This is a genomic window from Halobacillus sp. B23F22_5 (assembly GCF_043497085.1).
Lineage (GTDB): Bacteria > Bacillota > Bacilli > Bacillales > Halobacillaceae > Thalassobacillus.
In genome coordinates this window covers 129,414-146,088 of sequence record NZ_JBIEKI010000003.1, presented here as the reverse complement: position 1 = coordinate 146,088, position 16,675 = coordinate 129,414, and the positions used below count along the sequence as shown (strand labels likewise).

Genomic DNA, 16,675 nt, shown 5'->3' with positions numbered 1-16,675 from the left:
GAAAGCAGAAAAAACTAGTCAGAGGATGGATGTAGTCATGAAAGCAATTCAATTTAAAGAATTCGGAGGTCCTGAAGTACTGGAACTGATTGATATGGAGCTTCCGGAGCCGGGCGAGCATGAAGTATTGATTGAAACAAAAGCGATAGGTGTCAATTATGCAGATACCGCAAGGCGTGAAGGCCAGTATGTGGTGGAAACGAAACTGCCTTACGTACCAGGTTCAGAAGTAGCAGGCGTCATTGCTAAAGCAGGTTCTGGAGTACAATTGTTCAAGGAAGGCGATCGTGTTGTCACCTTGGTTGGTGATGAACGTGCTACCGGATATGCCGAATACACGATAGCGAATGAAAGGGGACTTATTCCGATTCCGGAAGGCGTTGATGAAGCCTATGCAGCTGCGATACCGTTGCAAGGATTGAGTGCTTACCACATTATCAAAACGATGGGACGGTTAGAAAAAGGAGAGACCATCCTGGTACATGCCGCAGCAGGGGGTGTCGGGTTATTCGCCGTCCAGCTTGCAAAAATTTTCGGCGCAGGCAAAGTGATCGGTACAGCGAGCAGTGAAGAAAAGCGGGCACTGGCTAAAGAATACGGTGCGGATGAAGTTGTCGACTATACGAAAGAAGGCTGGGAAAAAGAAGTACGCCGTTTGAACAATGGCAAAGGAGTCGATGTTGCATTGGAAATGGCAGGTGGAGATGTTTTTCATAAAACGCTCGATTGCCTTGCCTCATTTGGACGACTTGTCATTTATGGTGTCGCAAGCGGGGAACAGCCCCACTTTTATCCATCCAGCTTAATGGCGAAAAACCAATCCGTCGTCGGCTTTTTCCTGCCGCAAATCATGAAAAAGCCCACCTTGTTCCAGGAAAGCCTGAAAGAAATTTTAGGTTATATTGAAGAAGGAAAAGTCAAGCTGGAAATCGGAGGAGTCTTTGACCTGGAAGAAGCAGCAGAAGTACATCGTAAGCTGCAAGGAAGAGAAACGAAGGGTAAATTGATTATGAAACCATAATTTAAATGGCCAGGTACTCTATCATTAGAGTGTCTGGCCATTTTATTTGGTTCTGTTAAGCGATAGTGTTGATAATGCTAACATAGTCTTCCCCTATTCTAAAGGAAAGCCGAATTAGCATTTTATTTTATCGAAAATTCTTCTTTAATCAGTAATTCCTCAGGGTTTTCTCCGATTTCATCCTGGTGGAAATAATCGCGGATAACGCCATCCTTCAAGTAATTTGCGATAGCAACCATGCTCATCCCCTGGTCTAATGCCAGATAGGCCTGCGTAACTTCACCTGTCTCAACATTGACGGAATCAAGGAAACCATATTTTCCATACATATCGAATTCTTTCAGCACTTGAATGTTTTCAAATGCTTCCATTGGTGCGTATTCCAGTGCAAGGAATGTAGCGTGTGGAGTAACGGTACCATCGGATTTGTATCCATCCATTCCTAAAGGTGTGGCAGCGAACTCAGAATAGTTTTCCGGTGTTGCAGCCGGTGACATGCCCCAAGCCTCATACCCTTGTTCTTCTGCATACTCGATTTGAATATCGACATGACGTTGGTTATTGAGGCCGAGCGCATCTTTCCCCAGCTCTTTTTCCTTAAGAACCAGCTGCGGCATCAATGCTTCAAACATGCTTCCTCCCCAGCTTGGAACATATTTTTTCCCATTATAACTGTAGTGACCTTCAAAAACTTCCACTCCATCATAGGTCACTGGATAGCCTTCAGGCTTTTGAGCCTGCCAATCCCAACTGTCAGGCATGGTTCTGTACATCTTCCACCAATGTTCGGACGGTACGTCTCCTTTCCCAATAGAGATGTAGCTCGCGACACGGGGTTCCGTATAAAAGGCTCCGTAATGGTGAGCAGTATAGCTTCCGGCTGCGACATCATAACCGCCTCTCATTTGTCCGACTTCAGGAGTATAAAGCTTTGAGTAGTCCATAGCTTCTACCAGGCTGCTGGTCTGGTCATTCAATTCAGGATATGCTTGTCCTGCAACAATCAACCCTGCTGACAGCCATCCGTTATCTACCGTGGAAATGAACTGTCCCCAATCGGTCATCAGCGAGCCATCCTCCGTGTTATACCAGTTGTAATATAATCCGTTCCATTTCTCGAGCCCTTCTAATGTATTCAAGGTGGTTTGAATTCTATCAACTGCTTCTTCTTTTGAAATATGACCCATTTCCTGAGCTGAGATTGTACTCATCATGTACATTCCGATATTTGTTGGAGATGTATGCGTTTGAGGTTTAATTGTACCGTCGTTTAATCTGACAGCATCATCTGTAAGTCCTGTTTCTTCATTTGTAAAATCTTCAAAGTACCGGTAGGTTTGTTTTGAAATCGTTTTCAATTGTTTAGAAAAAGCCACCTCATTACCTTTGTTTGCCGGTTGGGCTGCAGATCCTGCCGGTAAAACTATACTTACCAAAACAATGAGAATTAAAATACTGGAAAAGAATTTCTTCAATATGTCACTTCCTTTCGGTGGATTAGTGAAACGTTTCGAGTTGAGTATACAAAAATCCAGCGTTAACGTAAATGCTCTAAAAGAAATAATTTCAGAAAATTAAAAAAATAAATCCTTTGTAATAGTCTTTTCGGAAGATATAACTGAGCAAAAAGTGGTGGTTGCTGGATAGTTTCCGCTTTGCTCTTCATTATAAGTGAAACGTTTCGCTAAAATTGTCATTGCTTATTAGAACAGATCATCCTTGTTCGGCAGTAGGAGGCGGGAGAATAAATGGTTTAATTATATGAAAGTGTTTTCAAAAAAACTTGTGTTTTCTCGTAAATGAGATTAAAATGTAGATTAGTTAGCAGGTCATCTGATGACCTTATTAGTTATATTTATCTTTGAAAACGTTTTATCGAAAACTAGTAATCAACCAGAAGGGAGTTTTCAGCTATGTTGTTGCTTGTGGCTTTGAGTGCCATTATCGCACCATTTATTTTCCTGGTGTTATTGAGGATGTCTGCGCTCAAAGGAATGTTTTTCAGTGCAATTATCGTTATTTTGTTAGCGCTTACTACGTGGGGGATGGAAGGAGAAGTTGTTCTCGCTTCTATACTACAGGGGACACATAAAGCGTTTACGATTCTATTGATTTTATTTGGAGCAATCGTTCTATTAAATACACTTCGACACACTGGTGCTGTCGACCGGATCAATCAAGGGTTCAGGAGTATTTCCGGGGATATGCGCGTCCAGGTTATCATCGTCGCTTTCTTATTTGGCGCTTTGATTGAAGGGGCTGCAGGGTTCGGAACCCCCGCTGCAGTTACCGGCCCGCTGATGGTAGCATTAGGGTTCAACCCGATGGCGGCGGCTGCCCTGGCGCTGATTGCTGATAGTCCTGGTGTTTCGTTTGGGGCTGTTGGAACACCAATTCAAGTAGGGTTAAGTAACATACCAGGGGCAGATATTCCATTCTTTCAAAACGTCGGTGTCAAGATCGCTATGATTGATATGTTCGCGGGGACGTTCATTCCATTCATTTTGATTGTTATTTTGACTGTTTTCTTTGGAAAAAGAAAAGGAATCACAGATGCTGTAGCCATGCTGCCATGGACGTTATTAATCGGGGTTACATATACGGCATCCGCACTACTTTATGCTACACTGTTCGGCCATGAATTCGTTGCCATTCTAGCCTCTTTAACCGGACTTATCGTAGCAACTTTGACGGCTAAAAAAGGTATCCTGCTGCCAAAGGAAGAATGGACAGATGCCTTAAAGGAAGGATTCCAGCCTGAAACGAAAAAGTCCAAGATGGGTCTGGTAACAGCGTGGTCTCCGTATTTGGTTGTAGTAGGGCTATTGTTAATCACCCGCATTATTCCGGTTGTTAAAGATTTTACATTGACAGCCATCGACCTCACTTGGAGCAATATTCTCGGTATTGAGGGCATTACTTCTGACTGGCAGCTTCTATATTCGCCAGGAACGGTACTGGTGTTGGCCGCTATTTTAGCTGTACTGATCCAAAGAAAGTCGTTTTCTAATTTTAAGAAAGCATCCAAAGAGTCACTCCGCTCGATTAAAAATGCGGGACTTGCTTTGATTTCAACCCTTGCACTGGTGCAGGTTTTCACGAATTCCGGAATGAATATGAATGATTTGATGAGCATGCCTCAATATATCGCACAGGCCCTGGCACAAGGTTTTGGGCCGATGTGGATTTTTGTTGCCCCATTTCTCGGTGAATTAGGAGCATTCATCACTGGCAGTGCCACGGTGTCTACCCTGACTTTTTCGCCAATCCAGTACAGTATTGCCAATGAAACCGGTTTGAACCCTGATGTGGTGTTATCAGTTCAGGTGATCGGTGCTGCGGCAGGAAATATGATTTGTGTGCATAATGTCGTTGCCGCATCTGCGGTCGTTGGGTTATCCGGTAAGGAAGGTGACATTATCCGAAAGACATTGGGTCCGGCTCTTTTATATGGTTTACTTGCCGGTGTCGGAGGGTTTATGTTGATACAATTTTTGTAAATACAGTCCGCCTTTCCAATTCCTTCTCTTTCCATTAAAATGAAGGTAATAAGCAGTTGGAGGAAGAAATAGTGGAATATAAACGAATACGCGCACGGAAAATTTATGAAGAAGTAGCAGATTCTTTGGTTGCCATGTTAAAAAACGGCGATCTGAAGCCTGGCGATAAATTAGATTCAGTGGAACAGCTGGCAAAGAATTTCGATGTCGGCCGTTCAGCTATCCGGGAAGCACTCAGTGCGATGCGTGCGATGGGGCTTGTTGAAATGCGGCAGGGCGAAGGTACGTATATCAAAGAGTTTGACGCCTCACGCTTTTCACTGCCTGTTGCTGCAGCGCTCATCATGAAACGCGAAGACGTCAAAGAACTACTGGAAGTACGAAAAATTCTGGAAGCGGGTGCTGTTAGTTCTGCTGCCGAAAGACATAGTGATTCAGACATAGCGGCTATGGTTGAAGCGCTCCATGCAATGGAACAAGCGAAAGGGAATGGCGAGCTGGGTGAGAAAGCTGATTTGGAGTTCCATATCGCTATAGCCCGTGCGACCGATAATCAAATGTTGATCAATCTGATGAATAGTGTCTCCGAAATTATGATGGAAACGATGCGTGAAACACGCAGGCATTGGCTGCATTCCGAGAAAAGTACAGCCAGGCTGTTAGAAGAACATTGGCTGATTTTTGAAGCAATTAAGAACAGAGATTCAGAGCTCGCACAAAAGCATATGCTGAATCATTTAGTTGGAGTAGAGCAGGCGTTAGCAGAGTATATCGAATGATCAGACTGGACCCAGTCTTTTCTTCGTATAGGTCATCAGATGACCTGCTTTTATTTAAAAGAAGGAGTGAATGGCATGAAAGTGTCCTTATTCATTACATGTTTGTGTGATATCATGTCGTCCGACGTCGGGAAAGACACGGTGGAAGTTTTAGAAAAAGTGGGCTGTGAGGTAGATTTTCCTGAGCTGCAGACATGCTGCGGGCAGCCGGCTTATAATAGCGGCTATTTGAAAGAATCAAAGGAATCGATGAAACAGATGATGCGGGCGTTCAAAGACTCGGAATATGTGGTTGGGCCATCGGGTTCTTGTGTAGCTATGCTGCATGAATACCCGCATATTTTCAAAGGGGATACCGAATGGGAAGAAGCGGCTAATGACCTGGCGGGTAAATCTTATGAATTGACGCAGTTTTTAGTGGATGTCATGGGAATCACAGATGTCGGCTCTAAATTCCAGGGAAGAGTGACTTATCATCCTTCCTGCCATATGACAAGACTGCTTGGTGTCAAAGATGCACCGATGACGTTGTTGGAGAATGTGAAAGGTTTGGAACTTGTAGAACTTCCCGTGAAAGAGGACTGCTGCGGGTTTGGTGGTACATTTTCGGTGAAGAATCCAGTGATTTCTGAGCAGATGGTCGAGGAGAAAACAGAACATGTCACAGAAACTGGAGCGGAGTACCTGGTCGGTGGGGATATGGGCTGCCTGATGAATATCGGCGGGCGCCTTACGCGTAATGGCAAACCGGTCAAGGTCCTGCATATCGCCAATATACTTAACTATCAATAATAGAACGGAGGGGATTCTATGAGTATCCGAATTGGCACGAATTCTTTTGAGCACCGAGTTCAGGAAGGGATAAAAAATGACTTCATGCGCGGTGCGGTATCGTCTGCTCAAGGACGGTTCCGGAGCGGGCGTCTGAAAGCGGCAGAAGAACTTGGAAACTGGGAAGACTGGCGCACCCTCGGGGAAGAAATCCGTAATCACACAATGGAAAATCTTGATTTTTATCTTCAACAGTTGAGCGAGCAAGTATCCAAACGTGGCGGTAATGTCTTTTTTGCAGAAACAGCTGAGGAAGCGAATGACTATATTCAAAATGTCATCAAGAAAAAGAACGGCAAGAAAGTAGTAAAATCAAAATCGATGGTGACCGAGGAAATCGGGCTGAATAAGGCACTGGAGGAAGCCGGGTCCGAAGTGGTCGAAACGGACCTCGGTGAATGGATTTTGCAATTGGATGAAGACCCCCCCTCCCATATTGTTACACCGGCACTTCATAAAAATAAAGAACAAATTCGGGAAACATTTGCCGCCAAGAAAGGCTATGATAAGACCGATAAACCGGAGGAGCTCGCTTTATTTGCGAGAGAGCAGCTCAGGAAAGACTTTTTGTCAGCAGATATCGGAATCACCGGGTGCAATTTTGCTGTAGCGGAGTCAGGGGCAGTTACCCTTGTAACCAATGAAGGGAACGCAAGACTGGTCACATCGCTACCCGATACGCAAATTACTGTAATGGGGATGGAACGCCTTGTTCCGACATGGGAAGATCTTGAAGTGTTAGTCAGTCTCCTGACCAGGTCAGCTGTTGGTCAAAAGCTGACCAGTTATGTCACTTCTTTGACTGGAACCCGTCTGGAAGGAGAAGTGGACGGACCGGAAGAATTCCACCTGGTAATCGTTGATAATGGCCGCTCGAAGATTTTAGGGACCGAGTTCCAGTCAGCGCTACATTGTATTCGCTGTGCTGCCTGTATCAATGCCTGTCCTGTATACCGGCATGTCGGCGGACACTCCTACGGTTCTATTTATCCAGGGCCGATCGGGGCAGTATTAACGCCATTGCTTGATGGATATGACGACCATAAGGAACTGCCGTATGCATCTACGCTTTGTGCTGCCTGTACCGAAGCGTGTCCGGTGAAGATTCCCCTTCATGAGCATTTAATCCGACACCGGCAGATCATAGTAGAAAAAGAAAATAAAGCTCCTAAAGCTGAGAAGCTTGCGATGAAAGGTTTTGCCAAGTGGGGATCAAGTCCGGCTGCCTATAAGATGAGTACCAAAATGGCTCGTACTGCGTTGAAACCTTGGACAAAAGACGAAAAAATTGAAAACGGACCAGGTCCGATGAAAGCCTGGACAGATGTCCGGGACTTCCCGGCTCCAAGCAAGCAGTCGTTCCGTTCCTGGTACAAATCCCGTAAGAAAGGGGATGAATCCTGATGTCAATTCAAAATCGTGAATCATTTTTAAATAATCTGGCGGAAAATCTTGGCCGTAGTCGGCGTACAGAAGGTGTCGAGCGCCCGGAGTGGAGTGTAAGCCCCCAGTGGGAAGTTTACCAGGGTTATTCTCAGGATCAGCTGGTCGATGTTCTGAAAAAGCAATGTGAAGTCATTCATACGGATTTTCGAAAAACGGATGCGGCTGGATTACAGGATGTTCTGAAAGAGACGGTTGACCGTTACCAAGGAAAGTCAATCATTGCAGCTGATGATTCGCGCAACCAGGAATACAGCCTGGACAGCTTTTATCAACGAATGGAAGCTGAAGGAGTTGAAGTCCATATTTGGGATGCCGGGAAAGGGAAAGAAAATCAAGTATTCGCCGAGCGGGCGGATGTGGGTATCACTTTCAGCGATGCGACGCTTGCAGAATCCGGAACTGTAACCCTCTTCAACAATAAAGGGAATGGCCGCTCGATCAGCCTGCTCCCGAAGACTTATATTGCGGTCATACCAAAAAGTACAATTGTACCGAGGATAACGCAGGCTGCCAGGCATATCCATGAAGCTAATCAGCAGGGGCACGAAGTCTCGTCCTGTGTCAGCTTCATCACTGGGCCAAGCAACAGTGCAGATATTGAAATGAACTTGATTGTAGGTGTCCATGGACCGATCAAAGTTACCTATATTGTAGTAGAAGATAAATAGATATAGTGTTATATAATGCCATAAGGTAGTTATCAAAGGGTCTACATTGTACATGTAAACCTTATGTGACGCTATCAAAGCTGTTCGTAACTTATCGACACTTATTAACACAAATTAATTTATTTCCCGGGAAATCGACACAAATAGTTACGCTCCAGATCCTGTACTATCTAGAGGATCTGGGGCGTTTAAGGTAGAATAGGGATAAAGGAGGGGGAGTGCATGTATCAGTTGCTGCTGGCAGATCGTGACAGCCAGGAACTCGCCGGAATCGAGTGGTTACTATCAAAATATTCTTTTCCTGTTTCAACAATCAAGCGAGCAGGCCAATTTGCTGAAATACTGGATTCATTGGAAAATGATCGTCCAGACCTTCTCTTTATTGAACTTGATATGATCCCTGAAACCAAATGGGAGCTTGCGAAGACTTTCATCCAGAGGTTTAGTAATCAAGTAATAGCAGTTACAGTCGAGCCAACTTTTGAACGTGCTATGCAAGCGATCGAAATTAACGCAATCGACCTGTTAGTCAAACCGATATCGCCATCTCGTCTCAAACATACTGTTCAGCAAGGATGCCGGATGCTTACCCATGGACAGGGCGGAGAAACGGGAGTAAGCACACCTCCTATCATCAATTATGAATCTTTATTTATTGATGATCATCTACCTTACATTTATCCAGTTTATCTGGTAAGACCGGAGTATCCCCGTGATTTATACCGTCTGCGTTCTTTTATTGGACAGTTCGACTTTTATAGTCATCCTTTCGTATTTTCAACTAGTGATCAGATAGTCCTTGCATTTCATCAGGCTATTCCTGAACCTTTTCAGCAAGCAAGGCGTTTTTTGCGCGAATGGGAACAGGCTGGCGGAGGACCGCTTGCTATCGCTGTCCATGAAAAGGATGACTTTCTATCCTTACATAGTATTTACCAGCGTCTACGAAAGGTGATGGAGGCTACTTTTTTTACAGGTTACAAACAGGTGCTGACGTACAATGAAGCATATATATGGAGAGATATGGATCCTTTTCTGACTATGGATGAACAGCGGTTCTGGGTTCGTAGTCTTGATGAGGGTCAATCAGAAGAAATCAAACGGTGGTTGTATCGTGAATTTTTCAATCTTCAACCACCCTATCCTGATCCTGGGTTACTTCGAACTCGACTGACAAGTATACTGGCTCAAATCCGGAGGTTTATGATTCGAAAAGGCTTAGAAACTGATGAGAATGAAGTCAAATATAAAAAAATATTCGACAAAATCCTATATAGTCCTGTCTTATATCGAATCGTGCAAGAAGTTGTTCTTTTCATCCATGAGCTTATTAAATCCTTATCGACTCAAAAAGGTGCAAGAACAGGAAATATCGGGGAAGCTGCGCTCGCCTATATGGAAGAGCATTATAAGAATGCAAGTCTATCGCTTAATGATGTTGCTGCACATATCGGAAGGAGTCCCGCTTATTTCAGCCACTTGCTATCAAAGAAATACCAACATTCGTTTCGTGAGATGCTGATTCAAATCAGAATTCAAAAAGCAAAAGAACTGATTGAAACTACGGATGATACCATTCAGAAGATAGCGGCGGAAGTCGGTTTCAACCAGCCGAACTATTTCAGCCGTGTCTTTAAATCAGCGACTGGAAAAACCCCCCGTGAGTACCGGGATTTGCAAGGCTAAGTCCCCTCCACTATTAAATAGACTACTAACAGGGGCGATGTTGGAAGCAAAACTTATATGCTGCAAGCTTTCTTAACCAAAACACCCACTTGCTGGGTGTTTTTCTATTATTTTTATCTCTACATAAAATTATTGCTAAAATTGAAAGCGTTTTAATATATAGGTTTATCTTTTTAATATTAAAATATCATAATTCGAAAGTTAGTCATCTATTATCCGGCCAGGTGGATTGCTAAGCTATAACTATGAAATCCAAAGAAGGGATGGGTACGATGACAAATACGAAGTCAGATAAAGTGAAACAATACCGCGGCACGGATTTGCATACGAAAGGATGGATTCAGGAGGCTGCTTTACGGATGCTTAGCAATAACCTCCATCCTGATGTAGCAGAAAATCCTGATGAATTGGTCGTTTACGGTGGGATCGGGAAAGCGGCCCGTAGTTGGGAAAGCTATGATGCAATCGTCGATTCTTTAAAAACATTGGAAGCTGATGAAACACTGATGATCCAGTCTGGAAAACCTGTAGCAGTGTTTAAATCCCATAAGGATGCCCCGAAGGTTTTGATCGCTAACTCAAATTTGGTGCCGGCCTGGGCCAACTGGGAGCATTTTCATGAACTTGACCGCAAGGGGTTGATGATGTTTGGCCAGATGACGGCGGGAAGTTGGATTTATATTGGCAGCCAGGGAATCGTCCAGGGTACTTATGAGACGTTTGCCGAATGTGCCCGCCAGCATTTTGACGGGAAAATGGCCGGTACGATTACACTGACCGCAGGCCTTGGAGGAATGGGTGGAGCGCAGCCACTTGCGGTCACTTTAAATGGCGGTGTATGTATTGCGATTGAAATTGACCCACACCGTATTCAGCGCCGCTTGGACACCAAGTATCTGGATACCTCGACCGATGACCTTGAGGAAGCGATTCGGATGGCTAAGGAAGCAAGTGATCAGGGAAAAGCTTTATCGATTGGCTTGCTTGGAAATGCAGCAGAGATTTTACCGGAGATGATAGCGAAAGGTTTCACACCTGATGTATTGACAGATCAAACTTCCGCGCATGATCCATTGAACGGGTATGTCCCGGTCAAGATGGATTTACAGGAGGCAGCCCGCTTACGTACTGAAGAACCAGAAGAATATGTGAAGCTTTCCAAACAAAGTATTGCTGCTCATGTCAAAGCGATGCTGGAGATGCAGCAAAAAGGTGCGGTAACGTTCGATTATGGCAACAATATCCGTCAGGTGGCAAAAGATGAAGGCATCACCAATGCCTTTGATTTCCCTGGCTTCGTTCCAGCCTATATCCGGCCGCAATTTTGTGAAGGAAAGGGACCGTTCCGCTGGGTAGCTTTGTCCGGGGACCCAGAAGATATTTACAAGACAGATGAAGTGATTTTAAAGGAATTTAGCGACAACGAGCATTTGTGCAACTGGATTCGGATGGCACAGGATAAAATCAGTTTCCAGGGGCTGCCTTCACGTATTTGCTGGCTCGGCTATGGAGAACGGGCGAAGTTCGGCAAAATCATCAACGACATGGTTGCAAGCGGTGAGTTGAAGGCACCGATTGTAATTGGCCGTGATCACCTCGATTCCGGTTCAGTTGCTTCACCGAACCGGGAAACAGAAGCGATGAAAGACGGCAGCGATGCAGTAGCCGACTGGCCTATTTTGAACGCATTGATCAATAGTGTAGGTGGAGCCAGCTGGGTCAGTGTCCATCATGGCGGAGGTGTCGGGATGGGTTACTCGCTTCATGCCGGTATGGTGATTGTTGCTGACGGCACAAAAGATGCAGAAAAACGGCTGGAACGTGTACTGACGACCGACCCGGGGATGGGAATAGCTCGCCACGCTGATGCCGGTTATGATCTGGCAAAAAAGACAGCGAAAGAAAAAGGCGTCCAAATACCAATGATGAAAAACTAACAGGGAGGAGATGCATATGACACAGAAACTATTGATCACCAATGCAGCACAATTGATTACGATGTCCGGTCATAACGACCATCCCGCAAAACAGGAAGCAATGTCTAAGCTGGAAATTATCGAAAATGGCTCTGTTTATATCGAGGAAGGTAAAGTCGTTGCTGTTGGAACAGACGAAGAGATCAGAGCTGACTATCAGGACTTGATTGGCACGGAGTCACATATAGATGCAACAGGGAAGGTTGTCACGCCAGGACTGATCGACCCTCATACTCACCTGGTGCATGCCGGTACCAGGGAAAATGAGTATGCCATGCGCTTGAAAGGTAAAACGTACATGGAAATCATGCAGGCAGGCGGTGGGATTCATGCGACGACACGGGCGACACAAGCGGCTAGTCATGAACAGTTATATGAGGAGTCCCGGAAGCGTCTTAATCAATTTTTACTCCACGGGGTCACGACAGTTGAAGCAAAAAGCGGTTATGGTCTGACGCTTGAGCATGAATTGAAACAGCTGGAAGTGGCTAAGCAGCTTGATAGCGACCACCCGGTCGATATCGTGTCGACATTCATGGGGGCTCATGCGGTACCAATGGATGAAAAAGATAATCCGGAACCGTTCGTGAATCGGGTAATCGATGAAATGGTTCCTGAAGTGGCTAATAAAAAACTGGCAACTTTCAATGATGTATTTTGTGAACGCGGGGTGTTCACACCAGAACAATCGAAGCGGATTCTGGAGGCTGGCAAACAACATGGACTGATCCCGAAAATCCATGCTGATGAAATCGAACCATATGGTGGAGCAGAGTTAGCCGCACAAGTCGGTGCTATTTCAGCAGATCACCTTTTGAAAGCTTCGGAACAGGGCATCAAAGATATGGCAGAGGCTGATGTAGTCGGGGTTCTATTGCCTGGTACAGCGTTTTTCTTAATGGCTGAATTCGCTGATGCACGCCGGATGATTGATGGCGGCGTTGCCGTAGCGTTATCGACAGATGCCAACCCCGGGTCATCACCGACCATTTCCCTGCCGTTCATTATGAACCTCGGTTGTTTGAAAATGGGGATGACGCCGGAAGAAGTATTGACTGCGACTACCATCAATGCGGCCCATGCGATTGGCGCAGCCGGAGAGATCGGAAGTCTCGAACCAGGAAAAAAAGGCGATGTAACGATTTTTGATGTACCTAACTATCTCGTATTGTCTTATCAGTATGGCATGAATCATGTTGATACGGTCATCAAAGCAGGCAAGGCGCTGGTACTGGGAGGGCAGCTGCAATGAGTGGCTATCCTTATCCGATGCTCGACAGGCCGAGCATGGTCTGGTCCCGTAACTCAGAGAAGCGTTCAGATTTAAAGGTGCATGAATGGATTGAAACGATTGGGGAGCATACCCCTGCTTGGAAAGGTTATGATGTGACGATTTTTGGTGTGCCCCTTTCAAAGTCGTCGATCAGCACTTCGGCTGCCAGTGAAAACCCGGATGCTATGCGGAAAGCCTGGAAATCATTCGGCACGTATAATTTGGATGAGAATATTGACCTTGCTGAATTGAAGGCGATCGATCTTGGTGATGTCAAACAGCATGTCACAGACATCGCGTTCACCCATCAGAAAATTACCGAAGCGATGGCTGCGATGCGCACGTACCATCCCCACACGTTACCAGTGGCGATGGGTGGCGATCATTCGATAACGGCGATGCTCGTCAAGGGTTGGAAGCAGGCACATCCGGATGAAAAAGTAGGTATTTTACAGTTTGATACTCATTTTGATTTACGTGATGTTAGTGAGTTAGGGCCTGCAAATGGAACACCGATCCGTAACCTGGTTGAAAGCGGCACAGTGGAAGGCAGACATGTTCATAACATTGGCCTCCATGGTTTTTTCAATGCGAAAGAGCTGAAAGACTATGCAGATGAGGTTGGCCTCCATTATACAACGATGAAGCAGGCACGAAAAAAAGGTATCACAGAAGTCGTCACCAGTGCCCTGGCACAATTATCAGGGCAGGTAGACACGATTTATGTCTCGGTAGATATGGATGTGCTGGATATCACCCATAATCCGGCTGCTCCTGCAGCAACCCCAGGTGGGATGTATTCGGAAGAATTATTTGAAGCGGTCCAGCTTGCCGGTGAGCATTCAAAAGTGAAGGCGTTAGATATCGTTTGTTTAGATCCACGAAAAGATGTCGGTGAGGTGGCAGTGAAAAGTGCGGTTCATGTCATGCTGTCTTTTTTGACCGGTTATTGTAAGCGGTAGGGCGAGGAAAACTCGTCCTTCCTTTACCTTTCAAATTATCTGATTATTCACATAACAGGAGGTAGGAAAAATGGAGAATGTGCAAAAGGATGTCCAGCTCCCTGAAGTACCTCAGTCGTCAAGCGGAAAAAATCTATTAAAGTTTTTCTTGTACAGTTTGATTGGTATTTTCACTTTCTTTATACCCGTAACTATTAAAGGCACGTCCTCGATTCCGCTGGATCATATCGTCACCTTTATCCAGACGTCAATGGGCGCTGTAGTTCCATATTATGCGCTGCTTGTCATCATTTTAGGCGCAGCCTATCCGTTCTACAATAAGACATGGAATAGGGATGCAGTCAATATGACGCTCTCCTTTTTCAAAGTGCTTGGTGTGCTGGTTGCGGCAATGTTAATGTTTAACTTCGGGCCAGCCTGGCTTTTCGAACCTAGTATGGGGCCGTTCTTATTTGAGAAATTGGTGATCCCAGTCGGGCTGCTTGTTCCAATCGGTGCTGTTTTTCTGGCCTTGCTTGTTGGCTATGGTCTGCTTGAATTCATCGGTGTCCTCCTGCAGCCGATCATGCGTCCGATATGGAAAACACCTGGACGTTCTGCTATTGATGCCGTCGCTTCGTTTGTCGGCAGCTACTCCATCGGGTTATTGATTACCAATCGTGTGTTCAAAGAAGGCAAGTATACGATCAAAGAAGCGACCATCATTGCCACTGGCTTTTCGACCGTATCGGCAACCTTCATGATTGTTGTTGCCAAAACACTTGGACTGATGGAAATTTGGAACACTTATTTCTGGGTCACGCTATTCGTTACATTTTTGGTGACAGCCATAACTGTACGTATATGGCCGCTTAATAAAATTAGTGATGACTATGTTGATGGAAAGGGCCAGCCGGAAGAAGTGGTCAAGCGCAATCGAGTGAAGGCAGCCTGGAAGCAGGCCATGGAGGCTGCAGAACATTCTCCCTCGATTGGGAAAAATATAGGGATGAACTTGAAGGATGGCTTCATCATGACGATGGCGATTTTACCATCGATACTGTCTGTGGGGTTGCTTGGTCTGGTGCTTGCTGAATTTACCCCAGTATTTGATATTTTAGGCTATATCTTTTATCCATTCACGTTGTTGGTGCAAGTTCCGGAACCTTTGCTGGCAGCCAAGGCTTCGGCTATTGAGATTGCAGAAATGTTTTTGCCTGCGCTGTTGGTCGCTGAGGCGCCGATGGTTACGAAGTTTGTAATCGGGACGTTGTCGGTATCAGCGATTCTCTTCTTTTCTGCGCTTATTCCTTGTATTTTATCAACCGATATACCGGTCAGTATTCCGAAGTTGATTGTGATTTGGATTGAACGTACGATTTTGACGATTCTCATCGTTACACCGATTGCCTATCTTTTACTCTAATCGCAAATCGATGCTCGATATTTAATAAATCTCAGTATAAATTTCATTAAAGCTTCCTATTGTTGAAGACTCAGTTTCGAGAGAAACTGTTTCCGTTACGGTTGTGAGCGTTTGGAGGTCCGGGAAATCACTCGCTTTCCGTGGGCATGTGGTGAGCTTCCTCAGGCTTCGCCTTGCGGGATCTCACCGATCATGTTCATCCCACAGGAGTCTCACCGTTTTCCCAACCACCATACAAGGGTTAGATTCTCGAAACTCCTCTCAAGAATGGTGTGTTTTTGAAGCAGAAAATACAATTAATTCGGCATTATTTTAGAGTTTTTTCTCGAAATCAAGTCTTGGGCTTTACACTCTATAGTTGAATGACCCTTTTATGATTAATCATCAACCACGTTTAACTGGACCAATTTAAAAGACACCTCACATTCCTTCTGAATGTGAGGTGTCTTTTTTAGCTGCGGCTGGCTACTTCACGGAGGAGGTTTGTTCGGATGCTTTCTTTTGTTTCTTCGTATTGTTTTTTCAGATCCACTGCTTCTGTGGGGCTGATACCATTGGTTTTTAGTTCATTTTGATAGTCGCTGTATATTTCCTGGAAAGCTTCATCGGTTTTCTCTTCTAATTCTTCTGCTGCCTTGGTGTATTTCTGATATAACTGGACAAAGGATACTGCTTCCCCATTCTCCACTTGCTCCTGGTATTCTGCTACTGCATTTTCAATTAACTGGTCAATACGTACGTACACTTGTTTTTCGAGTTCATTGAGCTTTGGTTGAAAATCATCTTTTATGTCTTCCGCTGTGATTTCTTGTTCCTGTTCTTCATTTCGATAAGGAAGGGTACTGATGGGCTTTTCAGTGATTGGTTCATCCCAGGATATTTGTTTATCTGCTTGCTGTTCATAATCAGATTGCACAAATGTCTTCCAATTATCGTCTGTTGTTTCTTCTGGAACTTTTACCATGAGTAAAAGTAACGTGCCCGTGGAAGCAAGAACAGTAATAAGTGCTAACAGCGCTAACATTCCTCTTAGTTTATTCATATTCAACCCCCATCCAACAAGGATTCTTATAGTTATCACAAGTATGGGTAAATCTTTGAGAAAATAAACACGGGGACTACTCAGAG

13 protein-coding genes are annotated in these 16,675 nt (G+C 44.9%); 11 read left to right on the top strand and 2 right to left on the bottom strand.

The genetic code is table 11. The features are described 5' to 3' along the window. Nucleotides 1-37 precede the first annotated feature (37 nt). Nucleotides 38-1,021, top strand: coding sequence for a quinone oxidoreductase family protein (locus ACGTN9_RS06135; RefSeq protein ID WP_499591471.1), 984 nt, complete (start codon nt 38-40; stop codon nt 1,019-1,021). A 122-nt stretch (nt 1,022-1,143) separates the two neighbouring features. On the opposite strand, the gene ACGTN9_RS06130 is transcribed toward ACGTN9_RS06135, so the two are convergent. Beyond that, nucleotides 1,144-2,496: a glucoamylase family protein gene (locus ACGTN9_RS06130; protein ID WP_499591470.1), complete on the bottom strand. Its 1,353-nt coding sequence runs from the start codon at nt 2,494-2,496 to the stop codon at nt 1,144-1,146. A 438-nt stretch (nt 2,497-2,934) separates the two neighbouring features. On the opposite strand from ACGTN9_RS06130, the gene ACGTN9_RS06125 reads away from it, so the two are divergent. From ACGTN9_RS06125 to ACGTN9_RS06080, 10 genes are all read left to right on the top strand, one after another. Next, nucleotides 2,935-4,521, top strand: a complete 1,587-nt coding sequence (locus tag ACGTN9_RS06125; RefSeq protein WP_499591469.1) for an L-lactate permease — start codon at nt 2,935-2,937, stop codon at nt 4,519-4,521. Nucleotides 4,522-4,592: 71 nt separating this feature from the next. Next, nucleotides 4,593-5,300, top strand: coding sequence for a FadR/GntR family transcriptional regulator (locus ACGTN9_RS06120; RefSeq protein WP_499591468.1), 708 nt, complete (start codon nt 4,593-4,595; stop codon nt 5,298-5,300). Between the two features lie 75 nt (nt 5,301-5,375). After that, entirely contained in the window at nt 5,376-6,092 is a 717-nt protein-coding gene (locus tag ACGTN9_RS06115; protein ID WP_499591467.1) for a (Fe-S)-binding protein, read from the top strand. 18 nt (nt 6,093-6,110) lie between these two features. Then, the gene (locus ACGTN9_RS06110) at nt 6,111-7,535 is read left to right on the top strand and encodes a LutB/LldF family L-lactate oxidation iron-sulfur protein (protein ID WP_499591466.1); all 1,425 of its coding nucleotides are present in this window, start codon (nt 6,111-6,113) and stop codon (nt 7,533-7,535) included. Beyond that, complete coding sequence (locus tag ACGTN9_RS06105) at nt 7,535-8,245, top strand: LutC/YkgG family protein (RefSeq protein ID WP_499591465.1); 711 nt, start codon at nt 7,535-7,537, stop codon at nt 8,243-8,245. Before ACGTN9_RS06110 ends, ACGTN9_RS06105 begins: the two co-directional genes overlap by 1 nt. Nucleotides 8,246-8,467: 222 nt before the next feature. Further along, nucleotides 8,468-9,931 (top strand): helix-turn-helix transcriptional regulator, encoded by a 1,464-nt coding sequence (locus tag ACGTN9_RS06100; RefSeq protein WP_499591464.1) that lies wholly within the window; start codon nt 8,468-8,470, stop codon nt 9,929-9,931. A 272-nt stretch (nt 9,932-10,203) separates the two neighbouring features. Continuing rightward, the gene (gene hutU, locus ACGTN9_RS06095; protein ID WP_499591643.1) at nt 10,204-11,868 is read left to right on the top strand and encodes a urocanate hydratase; all 1,665 of its coding nucleotides are present in this window, start codon (nt 10,204-10,206) and stop codon (nt 11,866-11,868) included. Nucleotides 11,869-11,884: 16 nt separating this feature from the next. Next, a complete protein-coding gene (hutI, locus tag ACGTN9_RS06090; protein WP_499591463.1) occupies nt 11,885-13,159 on the top strand; it encodes an imidazolonepropionase in 1,275 nt (424 codons plus the stop codon). Beyond that, a complete protein-coding gene (locus ACGTN9_RS06085) occupies nt 13,156-14,142 on the top strand; it encodes an agmatinase family protein (protein ID WP_499591462.1) in 987 nt (328 codons plus the stop codon). Before hutI ends, ACGTN9_RS06085 begins: the two co-directional genes overlap by 4 nt. 70 nt (nt 14,143-14,212) lie before the next feature. After that, nucleotides 14,213-15,547 carry a YjiH family protein gene (locus tag ACGTN9_RS06080; protein WP_499591461.1) on the top strand — a complete coding sequence of 445 codons (1,335 nt, stop codon included), beginning with the start codon at nt 14,213-14,215 and terminating at the stop codon, nt 15,545-15,547. Nucleotides 15,548-15,998: 451 nt separating this feature from the next. Here ACGTN9_RS06080 and ACGTN9_RS06075 read toward each other — a convergent pair whose 3' ends face one another. Then, the gene (locus ACGTN9_RS06075; protein WP_499591460.1) at nt 15,999-16,589 is read right to left on the bottom strand and encodes a hypothetical protein; all 591 of its coding nucleotides are present in this window, start codon (nt 16,587-16,589) and stop codon (nt 15,999-16,001) included. Nucleotides 16,590-16,675: the final 86 nt, after the last annotated feature.